Source organism: Clostridium senegalense (assembly GCF_018916625.1).
GTDB classification, from domain to species: domain Bacteria; phylum Bacillota; class Clostridia; order Clostridiales; family Clostridiaceae; genus Clostridium_J; species Clostridium_J senegalense.
The window spans coordinates 17,971-39,022 of sequence record NZ_JAHLNC010000012.1 but is presented as its reverse complement, the minus strand read 5'-3'; the positions used below and the strand labels follow the sequence as shown (position 1 = coordinate 39,022).

The 21,052-nt window shown below is 27.9% G+C and carries 20 protein-coding genes; all 20 read right to left on the bottom strand.

The features are described from left to right. Positions 1-2: 2 nt before the first annotated feature. Positions 3-710 carry a nuclease-related domain-containing protein gene (locus tag KQI36_RS16020; RefSeq protein WP_342357404.1) on the bottom strand — a complete coding sequence of 236 codons (708 nt, stop codon included), beginning with the start codon at positions 708-710 and terminating at the stop codon, positions 3-5. A gap of 12 nt (positions 711-722) precedes the next feature. Continuing rightward, complete coding sequence (locus tag KQI36_RS16015) at positions 723-1,256, bottom strand: HD-GYP domain-containing protein (RefSeq protein WP_216451772.1); 534 nt, start codon at positions 1,254-1,256, stop codon at positions 723-725. Positions 1,257-1,273: 17 nt separating this feature from the next. After that, positions 1,274-1,903, bottom strand: a complete 630-nt coding sequence (locus tag KQI36_RS16010; RefSeq protein WP_216451771.1) for a hypothetical protein — start codon at positions 1,901-1,903, stop codon at positions 1,274-1,276. A 142-nt stretch (positions 1,904-2,045) separates the two neighbouring features. Next, entirely contained in the window at positions 2,046-2,318 is a 273-nt protein-coding gene (locus KQI36_RS16005) for a DUF5592 family protein (RefSeq protein ID WP_167738242.1), read from the bottom strand. Next, on the bottom strand, positions 2,318-4,603 hold the full coding sequence (locus KQI36_RS16000; RefSeq protein ID WP_216451770.1) for a pLS20_p028 family conjugation system transmembrane protein: 2,286 nt from the start codon (positions 4,601-4,603) through the stop codon (positions 2,318-2,320). Before KQI36_RS16000 ends, KQI36_RS16005 begins: the two co-directional genes overlap by 1 nt. Positions 4,604-4,606: 3 nt before the next feature. After that, positions 4,607-6,835 carry a VirD4-like conjugal transfer protein, CD1115 family gene (locus KQI36_RS15995; RefSeq protein WP_216451794.1) on the bottom strand — a complete coding sequence of 743 codons (2,229 nt, stop codon included), beginning with the start codon at positions 6,833-6,835 and terminating at the stop codon, positions 4,607-4,609. Between the two features lie 127 nt (positions 6,836-6,962). After that, entirely contained in the window at positions 6,963-7,283 is a 321-nt protein-coding gene (locus tag KQI36_RS15990; RefSeq protein WP_244991627.1) for a hypothetical protein, read from the bottom strand. 14 nt (positions 7,284-7,297) lie between these two features. Next, on the bottom strand, positions 7,298-7,459 hold the full coding sequence (locus KQI36_RS15985) for a hypothetical protein (RefSeq protein ID WP_167738276.1): 162 nt from the start codon (positions 7,457-7,459) through the stop codon (positions 7,298-7,300). Positions 7,460-7,473: 14 nt separating this feature from the next. After that, positions 7,474-7,677, bottom strand: a complete 204-nt coding sequence (locus KQI36_RS15980; RefSeq protein ID WP_153474228.1) for a hypothetical protein — start codon at positions 7,675-7,677, stop codon at positions 7,474-7,476. Between the two features lie 99 nt (positions 7,678-7,776). Then, positions 7,777-10,791 carry a hypothetical protein gene (locus KQI36_RS15975; protein ID WP_216451769.1) on the bottom strand — a complete coding sequence of 1,005 codons (3,015 nt, stop codon included), beginning with the start codon at positions 10,789-10,791 and terminating at the stop codon, positions 7,777-7,779. Positions 10,792-10,859: 68 nt separating this feature from the next. Further along, positions 10,860-12,074, bottom strand: a complete 1,215-nt coding sequence (locus KQI36_RS15970; protein ID WP_216451768.1) for a cell wall-binding repeat-containing protein — start codon at positions 12,072-12,074, stop codon at positions 10,860-10,862. Positions 12,075-12,089: 15 nt separating this feature from the next. Continuing rightward, the gene (gene tnpA, locus KQI36_RS15965; protein ID WP_216451767.1) at positions 12,090-12,485 is read right to left on the bottom strand and encodes an IS200/IS605 family transposase; all 396 of its coding nucleotides are present in this window, start codon (positions 12,483-12,485) and stop codon (positions 12,090-12,092) included. A gap of 59 nt (positions 12,486-12,544) precedes the next feature. Continuing rightward, positions 12,545-13,531 carry a hypothetical protein gene (locus KQI36_RS15960; protein WP_216451766.1) on the bottom strand — a complete coding sequence of 329 codons (987 nt, stop codon included), beginning with the start codon at positions 13,529-13,531 and terminating at the stop codon, positions 12,545-12,547. Then, positions 13,518-14,021, bottom strand: a complete 504-nt coding sequence (locus tag KQI36_RS15955) for a hypothetical protein (RefSeq protein WP_153474151.1) — start codon at positions 14,019-14,021, stop codon at positions 13,518-13,520. The genes KQI36_RS15960 and KQI36_RS15955 overlap by 14 nt, the downstream gene beginning before the upstream one ends. A gap of 91 nt (positions 14,022-14,112) precedes the next feature. Continuing rightward, complete coding sequence (locus tag KQI36_RS15950) at positions 14,113-14,520, bottom strand: hypothetical protein (RefSeq protein ID WP_153474152.1); 408 nt, start codon at positions 14,518-14,520, stop codon at positions 14,113-14,115. Positions 14,521-14,760: 240 nt separating this feature from the next. Next, positions 14,761-16,746 (bottom strand): hypothetical protein, encoded by a 1,986-nt coding sequence (locus KQI36_RS15945; RefSeq protein WP_216451765.1) that lies wholly within the window; start codon positions 16,744-16,746, stop codon positions 14,761-14,763. Continuing rightward, positions 16,739-18,532 (bottom strand): hypothetical protein, encoded by a 1,794-nt coding sequence (locus tag KQI36_RS15940; RefSeq protein WP_216451764.1) that lies wholly within the window; start codon positions 18,530-18,532, stop codon positions 16,739-16,741. Before KQI36_RS15940 ends, KQI36_RS15945 begins: the two co-directional genes overlap by 8 nt. 22 nt (positions 18,533-18,554) lie before the next feature. Further along, positions 18,555-19,412: an AAA family ATPase gene (locus KQI36_RS15935; RefSeq protein ID WP_216451763.1), complete on the bottom strand. Its 858-nt coding sequence runs from the start codon at positions 19,410-19,412 to the stop codon at positions 18,555-18,557. 1 nt (position 19,413) lies between these two features. After that, on the bottom strand, positions 19,414-20,100 hold the full coding sequence (locus KQI36_RS15930) for an ATP-binding protein (RefSeq protein WP_216451762.1): 687 nt from the start codon (positions 20,098-20,100) through the stop codon (positions 19,414-19,416). A gap of 11 nt (positions 20,101-20,111) precedes the next feature. Then, positions 20,112-20,987 carry an SAF domain-containing protein gene (locus KQI36_RS15925; RefSeq protein WP_216451761.1) on the bottom strand — a complete coding sequence of 292 codons (876 nt, stop codon included), beginning with the start codon at positions 20,985-20,987 and terminating at the stop codon, positions 20,112-20,114. Between the last annotated feature and the right edge of the window lie 65 nt (positions 20,988-21,052).

Genomic DNA, 21,052 nt, shown 5'->3' with positions numbered 1-21,052 from the left:
TATTACACACTCCACTCTTTTATATTTTCTATATGTTCTTGTTTCTTTTGCTCCGATATATCCGTACTTTTTTTTAGATATTCATAAATTTTATCTATTTCTTCCTTGCTTAAGCAATTATCATTCTTTTTAATCATAGATTCTAATGTATTTTCCATTTCATTTCTCTTTATTACCTTTGAATTACTTGAATTATCTATTTTTTTCAGTTCACATCTTTCACTAAATGCAATGATGGAATAATAAACACCATTATAATCTTTTAAATATTCTCTTAGATGTTTTATATGGTTTTGATTCTGAAAAATGGGACTATAAAATTTATTTTTTCTACCTTTACCTAATGTTTGTGTCCAATATCTATTTTTACTATTTCCGAATATCCATCCACTAAAATTTTTAGATTCTATAACATAAATTCCCGTTTCGTGTATTAAAATTAAGTCTATTTCCGTTGTTTGTCCATTTCTTTTAGGAATATAGCTATTAGCTACTATTTTTTTATATCCTGGTAAAGATGCCAATTTTTCGAAGGACAGATATTCACCAAACATCCCTTTATCTTTAAATATCTTTTTAAATTTAATTTTAGTTTCTTTTTTATATGCTGATTTATTATATTTGTACTTTATAATCTGATATTTTAAGAAAAAGAATGTACAGATTAAAATACTAGGTAGTAATAATCCAAATATATTATTAAAATCCACTAAATCACCTCGCTAACTTATTGATATATCTAAAACTTTACGATAATCTTCATTAATTAAATCAATAAAAATAGTACCCAATTTCTTATCAAATTGAGTACCTAAGTTACTTTTTATTTCTTTTAAAGCTTCATATTTAGTTTTAGGTTTTCTATATGGTCTTTCACTTATCATTGCATCGAATGAATCTGCTATTGCTATTATTCTTGAGAACAAGCATATTTCATTACCTTTTAATCCATAATATCCACTTCCATCTATTCTCTCATGATGGCATAAAACAGCTTCTACTATATTTTTATTATATCTTCCATCTTCAAGTATTTTTGCACCTAACTGAGGATGCTTTCTTAGTGTATATATATCTTCTAAAGTTAATCTACCACTTTTACATAATACCTCATTACTTATTTTACTTTTTCCGATATCATGTAGTAATGCTGCTATCTTTAAATTAAGCAACTCATCTTCTGTTAATTTTACTTTTTTTCCTAAGTTATAACTATATTTAGCTACATTTTTTTGATGACTTACTAACCATTCCATACAATTACCCTCATTTATTACATTAATTTAGTATTAAGATTATTTAATTTAAAAAGAATCTTTAACTTTTTTTCAATATCTATTTGATTAAATGTCATAGCTCTATTTTGATGTTGCATTATATTTCTAGTAACTTCTTTTTTATCTTTTGAAAAAACTAATAAAAAGTATTCTTGATTTGTTCTATTACTTTCAAGAAATTCAAATTGACTTTTCTTTTCTTCTAAAAATTTTATAGCAATTGGATTATTAGCTTTTTCTAGTTTATTATTTATATATTCTTGTTGTGTCCTAGTATTAACAGGAAAGTTCATTGAAACTATTTTAAAATCCGAAACACAATTTCTTAAAAATGTAATAAGACTAAACTTGTGCAATTCCATTTCATAATCATTTAAAGAATATATATCTTTTGTTTCAATCTGATATATTTCCATATATCCATACTTAGTTATAAATACATCGTCATCATCTATATCTAAAAATGGTAGGAAATCCTTTGTAGTTTTTAAAACTTTTTTATTTTCTTTTTTTAAATCTTTTTTTTCTTGTTTTAATCTCTTCTTTTCTTCTTTTAATTTAATTTTATCTTCTTTTGTAACTTTAGGTTTATCTAAATTTATATCAACATGCTTGAATTTTTTCATAAATTTCCTCCCTCCTAACGCCTTTCTCAATGGACACCTTGTCAATTCCGTTACACTTCATTGACCACTTCCATTGTTCAAGTTGTTAATTATTTTGGTATTTAAATAACCACATAGTTTTTACTATGTGGTCATTTATTAGTTACTCCCTATAATAAGTACATTTATTTCTTTTTATAGCGTAATAAATACTTTGAAAATTTCTTTTTCCTGGATTTGATAAACTCTTACTAACTAAAAAAATAGCTGATAAAGCAATAAATATATAATAAAGAAACACTAATTTTGCATAAACTAAAGGGCTTGTTATATACGCAAATACCATAGCACTTAATACGCATATTATATCGAAAAGATATAATGATTTTGTAAATTTCATTTCTGATGAAATTTCCTTTGGAATATTGTACCTCATTAGTTCTTATCTCCTTTCTTTTTTTCTTTATGCTTAACAGCCCATCTATTCCCTGTGTTTTTTCCTAAGTTATAAGCTTTCTCAACCGTATTTAAAGACTTTGAATTATTTAGTCTATTATCAAGTTTTTCTTTATAATATTCACCTATAGTTCTATTTTCTTTAGTTTCCTTAACTTCTTTATTCTTATCACCAGTATTTTCTTTATCTTTCATTTCGCTATCTAAAGATGGTGCTTCCTCACCATTGTTTCGGACTTGTGTTGCATCACTTTCACTTACCCCACTTAAATTTGTATCGGTACCTGATATATTTTTCATATCTCCATCTAAAGTTTTTGACTTATCGATATTTCCATTATTGGCCATTGAAACTTTATCAGCTTCATTTGGAGAACTTCCACCATTTTGACTAGCACCATTGCTGTTACTATCCATATTATTAGTTTGAATTTTCGGAGTATCTACTGCTTTACTGCCTGTATCTCGTGATAATTCATTTTGCATATTTGGTTTAGAAGCTGTTCCATCATTAGAGCTTGCATTACTATTTGAGTTATTCATCTCATCTTGTAATGTACTTGCTGCTTCTGCTTGTCCTGAAGAATTTAAGCCTTCTTGCATCTTATCTGATAATGAGTTTTCATCTTTGCCATTATCTCCTCCATTTGCACCAAAGTTATTATCTAAAGGATTACTATTTTCATTTGAGCCTGTTCCATTAGATTGAGATTCAGCTCCATTATTTAATGAATTTATTAATCCATTACTATTTTCTTTGTTAGAATCTTTACCACTACTCATTTGGTCTTGTAATGATTCTTTTGGTGTATTAACTTTATTACCCATATCATTACTTGTATTACTCTTACTTGAGCTACCTCCTGAATTACTATCTGAATTTGTATTTTGATCTTTATTTTGATTTTTCATTTGCTCTGATAAAGATGGAGTTTTCTTGTCGCCATTAGCTCCATTATTTTTTTTCTTAGCCATTTCATCACTAACCTTACCATTACCATTTTTAAATCCACTTGCTGCACCAATAGCTGCACCTGCTATTCCTGCTATACCACCTGCTACTCCTGTTGCAGCTTTGTCAGCTAAACCTTCTGCCTTTTTATAACCCTTAGCAAGACCTTTTGCAGCACCTTTTGCACCTTTAGCTAAACCTACTGCCGTTTGAGCTGCACCATAAGCACCCATCATTGCATGCCAACCATTTTTAAGTCCTGCATCGATTCCAATTATTTTTTCTACTATATTAGGTCCATCAACAACACCTAATGAAACACCTATTAGAACTATTAATTTTGTTATCTCATCTAAGCTATTGGCACTGGGTGAAGTTGAAATCCAAGCATTAAAAATAACATATAGTTTGATCAATATTGACATAGTAATTAATACCGCAAATATTGAGCCTATATGTTTTACTATTTCTCTTATTTTCTTTCCATCATTAATATCTGCAAAAGCAAATATTGTTGCAAAAAGCTTATTAAAAGCAAGTTCAAATTCAAGTCTAGCAACTTTAAGTGCTACTGATACAAATGTTATGCACGTGGTTAATAAGGATATAATAACGACTGGAAATGATTTAATATTAAACCTATTATAATTCTCATCAAATCCAAACCAATGCTTTTCTAAATCTACGACTTCAAACTCCCCATTATCTAATACAGATAACTTTTTTTCTAATATATCTTTATTTTTACTACTAATTTTACTTATATCTATTTCGTCATTTATTCGTATGTTTAATATGTTTTTTGAAGGTATGTTATTTAGTGCTCCATTTGTTTCAAAATCTATTTTATCTAAATAATATAAATCACTTAAATTATTCTTAATTATCTCATTTGCTGACGTTTCATACTTACTTGCTGAATCCTTAACAATAATTTTAGTAATATCATTTAAGGTCATCATAGCAAACGGTAATAAAATTATAACAAAAATAGAAAATAAAATATTTGTAGGTAATTGATCCCTATTTTGCTTTCTATTTAAAATTATCCTTAGTCCTATTATAGCTAAAGATATAGCTAATATACTCCATATTAATGGCTTATAACCATCTATAAATTTTGTTACTTCAGCACTCTCAAAAAATCCATTCAAAGTATATATTTTTGTTACCGAGTTTTCCAATCCGTTACACAAAGTTGCTAAGAATTTTAAAAAAGCCCATTGCATATATCTAATAACACCATCTACAAAATCCGTTAGCTTAATAATATTTTGTTTGTTTAAATTTATTAGAATTTCCTTAACATCCAAGTATTAACTCACCTCAATTCTCTTATTAAATTCTTCATAACCAATCTCTAAATACTCATTTAAATACTTATTATCTTCTTCTTCTGCAAACTCTCTAAACGCTGACCATTTTGTTTCTCCATCCATTTTTTTATCAAAATATTTATCAATTATATCTTTTATTTTAAAAATTTCATCAATCGTAAATAATTCTGAAAGAAGAAAATCTTTATTTATATTTTCAATTTCTTTAGGCTCTACCTTTTCATCCTGGATATTTTTCTCCATATCATCATCTTCTTCTATTTCTTCCATTTCTTCTTGATTTACAAATAATAATTCTGATAAATCAACATCTTTATGAATTGAATCTACATTAACAGATAACAAAGATTTACTATTATTAAAATCATCTGATAAATATTCATATCTATATTTCATTCTCGTTTCTTCAGTATTAAAAATTGGATACGGTATTATTTTCTCTCTGTTTAAATCTTGTCTTTTTATAACTCTCACTACAACACTTTCGCCTTCTTTTAAAGCTCTTAATTCTTCTGCCTTCATTAATCTTCTTGAATCAACGCTTTCAGTTTGATGTTTAGTTATATCAAAAATCTCACCACTTCTTGAATAATTAACTATTGTTTTTTCACCTATTAATTTTGAAAACTCTTCAGCAGTTTCATTTTCGTTAGTAAGTATATAGATTTGGTTACCACAGTTACCAACTATAGTTTTATAGTCATCACCATATAGTTTTTTAAGTTGAGAATAAGCTTGAATTACCATATTAAATCTTATTCCACGACCTAAACATACAGTAATTATGTTACTCATGCCCTCAATTGGTGGCATATTTCCGTATTCATCTAAAAGAAATATTACTTCTTTATCACATTTTCCAGTTGCACTTAATGAAGCTTCTTTTGCTAAAACATAATATAACTGACGTATAAAAATACTAGCTATTACATGGTTAGAAACATCATAATCAGGTGTAACCATAAACAATGCTACAGGCTTATTAACTTTATTTTCTTTATTAAATGCTATATCTTTTAAATTCATTGAATTTTTAGCTGTCATTTTTGCTATTTCATCCATAGTAAAAATTTGAAGCTCTGACATAGCCGTTGCAAATATACCACCCCTAGTTTGTCCTTTAGCAAAGTTTGATGTTGCATATTGCATTTTGGCTGCTGATTGAGGTTCTAGCTTTGAGAAATAATTATCTAATTCATTATTTCCAAAAGCATCTTCTCTACTTCCAAGTTCTGAAAGCATATTCGCAACCGTGTATAAAGTTCTTTTAGCTTTTATTTTTTCTATTTTTGATTTTAATTTATTTATCTTTTCATCAATTTTACTAACCTCAAGCTTATTATCTTCACTATTTTCTAGTAATTCTTTTTTCTTTTCTTTTAATTTTTCTATTTCTTCTTCCAAAGGCTCACATCTTTTTAAACAATCATCTATAACTGCCAAAATTAAAGCATTCACTAGACCCATAGCTGAATTTTGCCAAAATGGATCCTTAGCTCCTGGCTTATAATAAAGGGTATAACTTAATGTTTTACATAAACTTTGTGCTTCACTATAATTCTTTTTCTCATATGCATCTATAATAAGTTGCATTGGATTGTAACTCATAGAATTTAGTGGGTTTAAAAGATTAAGTAAAACTACCTCATACCCCCTTCTTTCTAATGTTTCTTTGCTAGCAGCAATAAGTTCGCCCTTAGGGTCATTTATTATTAATGAAGCTTTTTTCTCAGCTCTTGAATATATATCAATTGTTGGGAAAATAAACATTTCGCCTTTACCACTTCTAGTTGTACCTATAATTAAATTATTTACAGGACTATCATCTATGAAAATCTTATCTTTATACCTTGATATTGGAACACCTGCTTTGCCTTCAAAATTTTCTCCTTTTTCAGGAACAGCTTTATATTGTTCCTTTAATTCATTTATTGTAGTAAATCTACTAGTACCCTTTTGTCCTTCCTTAATATCTTTAAATGACGCCTTAATATTAAATAAAAATTTAAATAATACTATAGAAGTCATTATATATGCAATTATATATACAATAGGAAAACTTATAATTTTAAATTTAAATAATGCTAATATTACACTTCTATCATATTCAATACCGTTTAATTCATTGGATGCCCATCCTAGTGATTCCAATGTTAAATTTACTATAAAAGTTATAAATAAAAAAATACATACACAAAATCCTATCATTATTCTTTTATCTGCAAGTTTTGAAACTGCTTTAATTTCTTTATTAGCTTCCTTCAAATAATCACCACCTAATATTTAAAAGCTATAGAGTTAATATTTTTAACTCTATAACTTTTATTTCTAAGTTCTAAACATTCTTTTGCATTTGTATAATACTACTTGTCTTAGTTCCTGTTGTAGGCTCTGAAAATTCCATTTTTTCTTCTAAGTATGTTGAAAATGAACCTGCACCTAATAATACTAATAATCCTACTACTGCTCCTATATACCAAGGTTTTGCTTTCCTAGTGCCTTCAGGTCCTCCAAAAATATGATATATACCACCTATTGAAAATGCAATTGCAACTGCAGGAACTCCTACTGACTGAATTCCCTTTACAAGTGCTACTAATACTGCATTTAATTCATCAACTGCACCTCCACCTAATAAACCTATTATTCCATTCATACAAATTCCTCCTTTTAATTCGCTTTAACTTGTAGACTTTCAATTAAAAGACTAACATTCTCGTTAATTATTTCTTTATGTTTTTCTTCAAGCCACTCATCATAGTCAATACCTTTAACATTAAGTATTGTTTTAGCTAGCTCTTTACTTTCGTTATTTACTTTTTTCTTAGCCATAAACCATTCCTCCCTTATGCATTTATGTCATACTCTCTAATAAAATCCTGTAATACTTTCAAAATAAGCTTATTTGCAGAAACTTTCTTGTTTGATTTTTCACTTTCCATTTTTGCACATTTATCAATTTTTTTACTCAATTCTATTGGAGCGTACACACATATGCGTTTTTTAGGTATATATTTCTTATCTAACTCAAAAGCATATAAATCAGACACAATTTCACCTCCTAAATTAAATTTTTACAATAAAAAAATGGGAATCAGTAATGAAACCCAAAAAAATAAAGCTTAACTATTGAGTTAGCTTTTTAACAACTAATAAGTTATTTGCGTTTTAAAATCATTTAAAACGTTTTTCTTATTATTATATTTTATTATATCTCCTGGTTCGAACTTATTGCTTTTAGGACCTCCCTCCTTTTGCCATTGTTTTGGTACATACACAAATATTTGGTCAGTACTAAGTGTTTCCTCACCATTTTTGTATCCTAATATCTCAAAGTTTATTAGTATTTCTCCATCTTCAAGTAGATTTTCAGGTCGTGGCTCCTCACCTTTTTTAACAAATATTGCTGTTTGTGGAACGTAATACTTTCCATACCAATATTGTTCTTTACCGTCCTTATACTGAACATCAGCAGGATATTTATGCTTCCAACCAAATAGACCTAACCACTCTTTACCTTTGCAAATTCTAACATCTTTAGTCAGAGTTAGTTGAGAAAATTTCCCTACGTCCACTTTCATAAGCTTATCTTTAACTTTCAATTTTAACTTTACAGTATCATCATCACTTCCACATTTTATAAATGGATTGTTATTAAGCTGATAGTACATATCCACCTCAAATCGTTCCTTTCCATTTACATAATAGAAAGTTGGTCTAAGCGTTATCCTATCTTCATCTCTATAAAGATATTCACTAGTTAAATTAAAGTAAAAAGCATACCCTTTTTTTATGTCTGCGTTTTTAAAAATTGGGTTGCTTGTATTATCAAGTGGTAACTTATTTGCTCCAAATTTAACATTCGTTGGATCTCCATTCTTGTCCCAAAAAACATTTTTCCATTTAGGATCCCTTACATCTGATATCTCAAAATCACGAAGCTTAATAGGATCTTCGTAGGGTCCAAACACTTTATAATCTTTATTACCTGCAGTGTCAACTATCTTTACGTGTAAGTAAAGATTATCTCCAACTGGTTTTTCTATTTCTTTTTCTATTTTTTCTTTGTATCTATCATTATAAGTATAAGGACTAGAATATAATGTTTCGTATTCAACTTTATTTTTCTCATTGCCAAAAGTCCAACCGAATTCGATTTTATTTACTCCTGACAAATTATCGGAAGCTGTAAGCTTTCCATAAAAGCCATCATCAATCCCTTTTTTACTAGGCTTTCTGATAGCTCCATTTTCTTCTGAAAATATTCCTGGTTTTATATTAAAATCAAACTCAGGCTTTTCAAAATCAACGTAATATGTCTTTTTAGTAATAGTATTACTATTTCCTGCTCTGTCAGTAACATCTGCTTTAATTGCATATATTCCATCGTATAATTTTACTTTTTTATTATAAACTTTAGCTGCATATTGCACTGAATCAGAAGAATTACGTTTATAATGAGATGAATCCGTTACATTAATATTTCCTATTTTAAACCCTGATAAATTTTCATCTATTCCTAAATTCACAACATAAGGCTTTGGATTATTAACCCACTTAGAATTTGGATCATCAATTTTAATATCTGGTTTAGTCCAGTCAATATTATACTTACCACTTTTCCCAATTGGCTTTTTTGGCTGAGGTTCACTATCACTAACATGAATGTCTTGTCCAGTTACTTCTTTATGAGTACTGCTTTTTTTCGTATTTTGCCAATCACCAACGGCGTCTAATGAAATACCTTCATTTTCTTTTAAAATATCAATGTACCCAGAATTGCCATTAACATAAGTAGGACTTATATCAGTATTATGAGCAGTAACTCTTATTTTATCTAATAGCCAATAAGTTATATATTTAGAAGTTTTGCTACGCCATTTATCTTCTCGCCAACAACTTTTATCTTTTCCTTTACCTGAACATTTTTTCACTGTGTAATGTTGCTTCCATTTACAAGTAGCTTCTTGTCCACGTGGATATTGCCCCTCATAATAAACCTTAACTGGGTATTTACCTACACCCTCACTAATTTTTCCTTTATTAGTCCAATCGGTTTCATTTGGGTCAAATTTAATTACTCCATCCCCCTCGCCAACTGGTGGGTCAGGATCTGGATCTGGTTTTTCAAGTTCATCTTTTATCTTTGTAGCATCCCAGAAACAATGAACATACCATGTTTCCTTAGACGTATCTACATCTATAGTAAAAGATTGATATCCATTAGGATTATCATCTTTATCAACTTTTTTTATAACATTAGATTCTGTCCATGCAGGATAAAATTCCCCTGCTCCATTAGTAAGAACTATTTTCATAAAGTCTAGTTCTTTTCCCTTATAAACTCCACCACTAGGAGATTTTACAGTTAGATGTAACTTACCATCTGTATCACTTTTATAGGTTTCTATAGTTCTTTTAAAATAATCAGTTCCATGCAATCTGTAAACTTCTCCATCAATTATAGCTTGGTCTGATACAGAAACTCTTATATTTCCTTGTTTTAATTTATCTAAAACATATTTATGTTCAATTAAGTATCCTTTTCCACCTGCTGTATTTTCAACTTTAAAAGATACATTACCATTAAATTTCCCTTGAACACCTTCTGTATAACCATCATAAGCTATTTGATATACAATACTTTCCTTATATTTATAACCCCTTTCTTCATAATATTTTATTCTAGGTTCATCAGTAAATACATCCCCCTGTTTTATATTTCTTGTTTCGATTCCTGACTCATATAGCAAATTTCCGTCTTTATCGTAGCATTTATTAACAATCTGAGCTATTAACTGTTCTCTCCATTTACATTTTACTGTAATTATTCCAGCATTCTCTGCATTGTTATTAACAGAAGTTACAATGAATTTTCCAGTCTTCTCATCTATTGACATATTGTCACTTTTAACTGAGACAATTTCAACACGTGCGTTATCTGGTTGTTCAGGGTAATATAATCCTTGACCATTTTCTAACTTTATAAATTTAGTTTGACTCCCTGTAACATCATCCCCCCAAGGGTAATCGCTTCCATCTTCCATTTTATAATCTACAATTACCCACCCAGTATCCTCTTGTGCCAATATTTTTGTTGGAAGAAGAACTGTAAGAAATATAAAACATATAAAAAAAGAAATCACCTTCTTAAATTTATACAAAATTCAAACCTCCCAATAAAAAAAGAAGAAGAAAAAATTCTCCTCCTTTTTATATTAATTTTTATTTTTTATTTCCATATACCTTTAAATATATCATCAGCATTTTCAGGCATAACAGATGGCCCACCTATTAATGTTGTACTCCTCATTGTGTGAAGAATTTTTGTTGTTACTTTATTACAAAATATTTTTCCATCTTCTGGTGTTATCGGATAATCTATTTTTATAGTTTCTAATTCTGCATCATTTTTAAATTCGTCCCATTTACTCCATCCTTTATGCACAGTTGTTCCAAAAACTATTGGTGAACTCATTTTAGCTGCTAATGGTGCAACAGTTAAACTGTCAGCAAAATCATCTCCACGGGTTAAAAATACATTTTCTCCAACACTATATGGGAGAATTCTCTGATATTGATGATTAAGTATAGCAAAGCAATTTACATACTTATTTTCAAAAGTTCCAGTTGAATTTTTATAACCTCCATCATTTCCAATTGGTTGTGGTATAATTTTCCTAAGTATTTCTGGAGTTGTTTCTTTTTTATATTCACCATAGGAGTATACACGGTCAAGATTTAAATTATTTCTTTCTAATAAATCTTTATATTTAGGAAGTACTGGATTATCTGACATTGGAACTAAAAGCATTGGTATATCCTTTATAGCCGCTGTTGGTGAAGCTATCATAGCATCATGCCAATCCATTCCACTTACAATTGTTGCGCCTTTTAGTTTTTTTCCTTCTGCAACCTTTTCCGCTATTACATATGAAGTTTCATATCTATCTATTCCGCCAAGCCTTATAACATTTATCCCCATAGACTTTAACTGATTCGCAACACTTTCACCTACAGCAGTTTCTCCACCTACTATTGTTACATTTTTAATTTTCATTTTTTCTATTTGTTTCTTAGTTGAATCTGTTAAATTATCTTGATGAGTTAATAATATTGGTGCATTTAATGTCCTACTTAACGGAGTTGCACATAAAGCATCAGGATAATTAAATCCATTAGCTAGAATTACTGTATCTACTGATGTAGTTGCACAATCAGGATAAAAATATTCTCCATATTCTAAGGTTAATCCAAGTTCCTCATTAGTTTTACAAAATTCATCTGCTATTTTATTAGCAGTTTCAAATCTATCTGAACCGCATAATCTATCTTTAGTCCAGTTTCCATTTTCATCTGCATATACATTTTTAATCATTGACCCACTTGATAATATTACAAATGCACAAGCTATTGCTATAGTTTTTAATATTTTTTTACTTCTCATAAATAATTCCCCCTATTATCTTGTTTTTTGCTCATTTATAAATTTTTGAATTTCTTCTTCATTATTAATTTCGGTAGAAACAAAGAATTTTCTAGTCCATAAACTCGGAATCTTACTTAATTCTTCAAACTCTTCTCTTATTTTCCCACTTGTATTATTCTTTATCTTCTGCATCATTTCACTTGCAGATATAGTTGGAAGTGCCTCCAAAATTAAATAAACATGATTTATATCACATTTTATATAACATAAATTAATTTGTAATAATTCACATTCATTTTTAATTAATTCAATAGTCCTTTCTTTAACACCTTGAATATTAAAAATTTTTCTTTTATATCTAGTGCAAAAAACAAAATGATATTTTATAAAACTTACATTTCCATTTACTTTTCTATACTCTTTTTCCATATATTTATTATAACATATTTTGTGTATGTTGTAAATAATATACATACACAAAATTATTATTATTTATTTTGGAAAATACACTCATGAGGGTAGTATCCATTACTCGCTGCATCTCGTTCATTATCAAATATTAAATCAAAATTATAATTTTTTGTGCATGTATTATTATGATAATATTTTTTTCCATTTCCATCTGTACATCCATATATATACTTTTGTCTGACTATCCTTGCTACGCCTAGTCCATAAGTATTATACATATCTATTCCATTTAGCATGTTGCCCTGAAAAAATGCAATAAAAGTTATATCATTTATTGCTCTTTCATCAATTGTTGGTAATTGAAATGTATATTCTAAACCATTTGTAACTGCAATTTTATTATTTACACTACTATAAAGTTCTAAGTCCTTTTGTATCTTTTCAATAATAATTTGCTTTCTTATTTTATTAAAATTATCTATATCCTTTGAAAATAAAATATTATCGTATTTTCCAATTAAGTCTTCAGCTTCAAATTCTTCTTTATTTCCTTGATTATCTAATAAATAAACTGTATCATCTAATGTAAGGTTTATGTTTAAATTATTTTTCTTATCAAAATACATGAATGAACTTTTAGGGTGCCATACTTCCTTAATCTCTTTACCTACTTTAATTTCTTGCCATGAATTAATATAATAGCCGTCATAACCTACCGCAAGTTTTATTGGTATCTTACTCTTTATAGCTTCTTGTCCTGCGAAATTATCTTCTATATTCAAATTTAAATACAGTGTTTGATAAAATCGCCATAATGATTTATCTAAATTTAAATTTGATTGTTTAAAATTAATTTTCCTACCTTCAGATAATGTTTCTAATGAATCATTATCATCTGCTTCTAAAAGCATACTAGCTGCATCTTTTACTGAATTATCAACTACTTCATTGTAGATTATCTTTAATTCTTCAGCTTTTAGCATTTTGTCTTGCCTTATCTTAACAGGTAACGCTATGGAGGATATTATAATAACTGCAAATATTAAATAATCAGTTAATTTCATTTTCCACAGCCCCCCCAAATGAAGCAAATATACTATAGTCTGCTTTATCACCTGATAAAACTGACCACAAAATATTGTTTGCGGATTCGCCTTTTTCATTTACCGTGATTTGAAAGTCATCACCATATCTCATAAGATATATTTTATTTTTGTTATAAATTCTATCTAAAATTTCTTTTTCATTATGTCTAAACATTTCTACTTTATAGCCATTTTCATCTACATTAGCCACTGGATAATATTTAATATCTCTATGGAGTATCTTTACGTCGTAAAGTCTTCCTGTATTATTAAGTTCTTTCAAAAGATTATCATAAAGCTCTTTATCAACATAACCTTTTCTTCTAGCTTCTTTTTGAAACCTATTAACACTTACATTAACTTGATTTGATACATATCTTTCAACATAATTAGTTCTATCGTACATCATTATTACTATAAGTAATACAGCCATTATAAGACTTGCAAGTTTAGATAGTATATTAGGCACAAGATTACACCCCTTTCTAAACAGAGTTTTTAACCCCCTTGATTTTACAAGGGGGTAATTCTAGATACTTCTATTTCAATTCTATATACTTCTATTTCTTTTGAGTTAATGTTATTCCATTAACACTACCATTATCATTTGTTTCTAATTTAGCACTAAATTTAGCTGTCGGTTCAATATAGTTACTAGCACTTATATCACTTACACTATATTGTGCTTTATTATATACTGTTGTATTTCTATTAGTTTGTACAGATACAGTGAAATTTTCATCTGCATATAATCTTATTGCACTAATAGCATCTGCACCTGACACTATAGTTCCATCAAATTCTCCGTATTTTGAACTTGATATTCTATCCACCGATGAATCATATGAGCCTTTAGTAGTTTTAGATAACGCCATTGATTTATTGAAGTAACCAGAGCCTTCTGCAATAAATGCCATTGTGAAAATTAAACCGATTATGAATAAAATTACTTTCTTTATAGTTCCCATCTTTTTTCCTCCTAATTTGTATACCTATTTTTTTATTTTTGTTTTTTGATGAAGTTTTAAAACAAGAGTTAATAATACTACGCTTCCAGTAACAAGTATTACTGGTTTTTTATAGAATTCATATAGTATCCTCCCACTTAAAATGTTATAATTGTTAATTTCATAAATTTTATATCCCTCCTTATACTCCTTTTATATTTTTGTATAATAAAAAGAAGCTAACTATTTGTTAACTTCTTTTTACTCCAAGTTTTCATAAATGCTATTGAATTGAAGTCGAGACGCCCATCCAAGTGGTATTAATAAGTAAATTGTTATTAATGCCAACGCTGGAACAACACCTAATAAATCTCCTAATTCTCTCTTTTCAGCAACAATTCTTTCATTCAGTTCCTTTTGCTCTGTTTCAAAGAAACTACGTTCTGATTCAAGAGATTCAAAAGCATCTTTTATTCTTATTTTCTCTGAAATAATTAAGTTATCTACAAGCCTTTGGAACGGCTTATATTTACAAGTTTCTTTTAAACCATTTAAAGCTTTAAAAACTCCCTTTCCTAAGTTATTTCTACAAACTCTAATTGGATCTTTAAATGTATAAGAGAATTTTTCCATCCAATCCAATATCATCTCAATAGACGCTCTCTTATGATACATTAAAAGAAGTATTATAATATAAAACTCAAATACTTCACTATCCATATCTATTTTTCTTAGTTTCTTTTCAAAATACAATTTTACATTTGGAATATACGTTGCTAATATTGACAAAAGTATAGTCAAAAGTAAATCATATATTTTAAAATGTTCATTTTCTATATACCTTAACTTATTATCTACTCTAGTTACCAACTTATTTAACTCTTTTTCATCCGTTATACCTTTAGATTTAGCACTTTGAACTAAATCTTCTTTAGTATAATTTCTATCTAAGTTTTCTTCTAAAATCTGTCTATCAATTTGTGTTAATTCTAATTGTTCTTTTCCTACAGTTATATAATCTTCTGATGTAACAAACATATGTGATGTATTATTCATAACATTTTTTACATTTAAGCTTTTAAGACCTATTATTGAAAAAATAACTACAATAAAAGCAACTAGAGCTATAACTAACTTTCGTAAATAAATCCAATCAATCTTTAATTGACTTCCTGAATCTATTATAAGATTTTTCATTTTTATATACTCTTTTGTATCTTTTTTAGGTGTTATGAAACTTACAACTTTTCTGATAGGCTTAATTTTTAATAGATTGGCTTCCCAATTGTTTTTCTTCAGATTAATTTTTGCTTGTTGATCTGAATTTCTTTCAATTTCTCTTATGGTAATAAAGCAAATCATTGAAATTATTAGTAATATTACTTTTGCCATTATATCTAATGAGCTATTGTAAAAGAATGTAGCTTGTGGAAATTTAGGTAATGACCAATTCTTTATATAATCAGTAAATGCAAGTGGTAATATAGTTAAAATATTTATACCTTTAAGCCAATATTTTAATTTATCTCTTTTATCCACTTCCATTTTAATTTGCTTCATTAGATAGTTCATATTAGTAATGAACGCTGATCTGCCATCAATACTTGCGTCACCCATCTCCGCTGTTAAGTATATATATACAGTTAAAAGTTTTATATATTTATTTGGAGCTTGTCTACAGTAAGTATTTAATGCTCTTTTACTTTTAATTGCTTCACACATATTTTTAGCATGAACTTGCATTACTTCACCTGCAAGCTTACTTGCTTCATATAGTGCTGTTTCAGTTGATCCTTTTAAATTAAATTGATGTTTTAAATCTTTAATGAAATCAACCATTTCCTTTAAAAGCTTTGTATCATCACCAACTAAAATATCTACTACAATTACACGTAAATATATACATACTAATGCTAGTACACAAACTATATATAAATCTTTTCTATATATGAAAAATAAAAAGGCAAATAATACTAATGATATGCACCATGATATACCATAATACAAAACAGATTTTGCTCTTAAAACTCTCTCACTATCATATTGATTAATATATAATCTTCTTTTTATATTAATAAGTGAAGTTCCAACTAAAGGTATTTTAGTTAGTTTCTCGTAAACTTTAGGTAATTTTTTGTAAATTGAACTACTATTCTTTTTAACTTTGATAGAAGTTTTAGTATTTCTTCCAAAGGCTAAAAATCCTATGAAAGTCCAGACTAATATTACTAATATCAACTTATTCATCAAGCATACACCTGTCTCTTCCTAGAACTTCATCACAAAACTTTCTAAATGACTTTCTATCTTCTTTTAACATACTTTCTTCCATAGCTTTTCTTCTCTTTTCAGAAATTTTATTTGGAAAGTAAAATCTCCCAATATCTATATCATATTTAAGTATTGTATTTACCCTATATCTTTTTCTATTAGTCATTTTTTCAAAAAACTGAACAGTAGTCTTCATGAACGCATTAACTTTTTCATCTAACTTATCTATATTCTCAAAGTCCATGTTATAATCTTCTTCTTCAATTGGAATACACTCATCTATGGAAAGTATCCCTTGGCCACCTTCAAGTGGTGAACGTAAACTTATAGTAAAGTGTGTCATAGAAATTGCTTCTTCTTCAGCTAACCTTGCATCATTAAAAAGACCAATGTTTAATAATGCGTTTCTCTCTGCTCTAATAAAATCTTGCATTGATTTTGCGTGATGGGTTCCCATAACAAGTTTAGATGTTGGAGAAACTTGAGAAACATATCCTAAATCCTTAGCTTCGGCTGCCTCCCCTATTATTACTACATGACCATTCGTTTTCTTTAATGAATCAAGTGCTTCTTCTCTAGGAACATCTTTAACATCTTGTAAAAATAAAGTATTTCTATTAGGATTTAACATTCTACTATGCATTTCAAAGAATAACTCAGACCCCCTACTTGTGTAAAACATACCTAGTAGATTTTGAAGTCCTTTTAAATAAGTTGTTTTACCTGCACCTTGTCCACCTAAAATAAATACATTTTGCTCACCTTTAAGAATGAAGTCATTTAATGCTAATATTTCTTTTGCATTATCACCAACTATCATTTTTTTCAAATCGCCATTTACGTTGAATTTTCTATAGATTAAAATCCAAGTTTCTGAAAATGGAGGTCTAAAAACAACTACTCTATAATGGTCAGCCGTTGTATTAAATTTATAAGGTTCTGCTTCTGAAAGTTGCCCTGGATCATTGTACTTATATGCAAGTTTGCATACTCTTTCCAGTTCTTCATAACTTCCAAAAGTCATGAAAGATAAATGAATTTCTTTTCCCTCGAAATAAAGCCAAACACTATCATATGATTTAGGAATACTATCTATTTGCTCTTGCGTCATACCAGTACGTTTTAGTCCTGGTAAATAACTTTCAGGAATACCTGAAACACCACAACTTAAACCACTTATATTTAAATCTCTGATATCATCAATTACACCTAAACCATAGTTTTCTTGATAAATTCTTTGTGCCAAAATTTCTAGTTTATCTTCATAATCAAGCTTCGGACATTCTTCTTCAAAAATCTTATTTACATCTTCTTTTGATATAAAAAATTTCTTTTGTTCTTCAGAATCACGAAGCTTATCAAATTTATACTTTTTTATAAGCATCTTAAAAGCATCATCTTTATATTTCTTTTTATACTTTAGTATAAGAATTTCGAATTTGTCTTGAATACTTAATTTATCATGATTATCAAATGGAATAATATAATTTATTCTATCTTCATCTATTTCACAATCTCTTGATAATAAATCTTCTATATAGTTCTTTAAGTATTCTTTAACCCCTGGACTTCCAGTACCACAAAGTCTTAAATATTCTTCTAATAATGCTTTTCTTTCATCTCTTTTTTCAAGTTCTTCTGCTGATATACCTACGTCTTCTATTTCATTTTCTAATGTTGCATTTATAAGAGCTTTAACTATTTCTTTTAAGTTATTTAAATCAAGTAATTCTCTCTCTGATATCTTTCTTCTAGAAAACACTAAATCACCACCTTTTCAAGATTTAAATATCTAATATGCTTTTAAACCTTTGAGCAAAAGTTACTTTCTTTACAGGCTCTTTTAAAATTTCTGCTTTTTTATCATTTATAGTCATTAATTTATTTGCCATTTTCTCAACTTCTTCAAAGAAAAATTCATTTTCATTTTCTTTATTTACGTTGATTTTAAAATAATCAATCACTTTATGATTATTTATAGAATCTTTAAAACTACTATTATACGGAGTATAGAATATATCAATTTTATTTTTATAAAACTTATTTATATATTTTCTAGAACATTTTATTTTACTATCGTAATTACCTATGTTTATTAACATCCTATTTTCACTTATACTTTTTTCTAATTGCTTTTTATCTTTATAAAAAAAATCACCTATCACTTTTTCATTTTGTGACAGGTTCACTATAACGATATCGCTTTCCTTTAATACTTTTTGAGTTACTTCGTTTTCCATACCTGCATTTACATCTACAATTACAAAATCATATAATTTATTTGCTGTATAGAATATATCCTTAACTGATTCATTAATCTTACTAAACAAATCATAGCTAACTTTTGAACTACTAGTTAGAAAATCTAACCTATCTTTTATTAGTGTAGTAGTATAGAATTTAAAGTTTTCTTCATTTAAATCCTTAGCCCTAGCCACACGCTCTATAGCATCAACACCACTTTCTAATTCACTTAACTCTTGACCATTTAAAAATGCACTATCCATATTATTTTTATTATATTGCATACTACATAACAAAACTTTTAAATTAAAATTTGTAGTTAGTGATAATGCTGTTGCTATAGCACTACTTGTAGTTCCTGGTTGTCCATGATAATTAGACCAAAACGCTACTTGCATTTTAAAATCTCCTTTCAATTATCTTTTTAAATTGTTTGTTGTCAAACTCATTAATAATGTTAGTTATCTGATAAAGTGCTTGTTTAAATTCAGGCGAATATTTCTTAAATCTTACATTACCATTCCATTTATTAATTGAAGCTGTTACAAGATCAGATTCATTGAATTCAATCTCTATATCTTCATTATTCATAATTTGTGTTTTATTTTTTAAAACACTTAATAATTCTTGAAGAAGAAAATCTTTACCTGATGTAGTATCTAGCATCTGATTAAATATGAAATGAACATTATTAAAATCATTTACGCCATTGTTATACTTTTGTATAATTTTCTTATTTTCCATTAATGCATCCTTATCAAAATTTTGAACAACAAACACTTTGAAAAATTCTTGTAAATTTAAATTTTTTCCTACATTATCTTCTATTAAGATATAATCATATTTATTTTCTTCAATTAAATTAATATCTGAAGCAATATACATATCTTCTCTAACGGTCCCATCTTTAGTTGCTGCAATCTCATTTTCAACATCTGAATTATAAGTAAAATAATTATAAATTCTTTTACTACTATCTAATAGTAGAACTTCATTATTAAGCCCACTTAATATTTTTCCAATTGAAAGCATTAAATGTGTTTTACCTACACCATCTGCACCTAAAAATAAAATCCTTTTAGTCATAAAAATCACCCCTACTCTACAAATACAGGTTTTTTATCACCATCTTTTTCTTTTTTAGAATCATCTTTTTTTTCTTCTACTTTTTTATCTTTATTTTCTTCTGAATGACTATTTGCCTTTAAAGATTCATTTCTATCTTTAATCTGAATCTCTGAAGCTTTAACTATGTTTGGATCATTATCTATCATGCTTTTTACTTCTTCATTTATTTCATAAGTAACTTTAGCAGCAGGTTGATTCTCACCATCAACATAAATGGTTGTATACATTGTGGCTTCCGTTAACGCTGCTAAAACAGTAGCATTATTAATGTATTGTCTTTCTTTTTCTGTTATATTGATAATTAAAATCTCATCTCTTCTATCAATTACTTTCTTTTTAGAAGCAACGATAAAATCTGTTCCATCTTTTTTCTTAAAACGTATATCAACATACATATTTGGCTCTAAATTAACATTTAGAGTTATATGAGAATAATCTTGCTTTCTTAAATCTGTAGTTAACTTATCCTCACTTAGTAATAGCATTGAATCCGTTAATATGCTATTTGATTTTAGATTCATCTTAAAAACTTTATTTTCTATTTTATCATCTAATATTGCATCAGATGGTGAAATAGCCTTATCTACAGTAACCTTCTTTAGCATATCCTTTGTTATGCCATCACCTTGTTTTACATCTTTTGATAATACCCATGCTTGAACTTGGTTTTCTTTTTTAGCAGTTGTAGCTATTTGTGTTTTAGACGATACTGCTTTAGGTATAACAATAAATTGATATGTTCCTGCAACACAAATAACAGCAATAGTTCCTATAGCTATTCCCTTTAGGAAACTTCGCTTCATTTGCTGTTGCTTTGTTAAATACTCTTCTTTGTTTTTAAACATAAACTGTTCCTCCTTTATAAAATTTTAAGTTTTTTTAGAAAAATCCTTCAAAAATTACCCCTCCT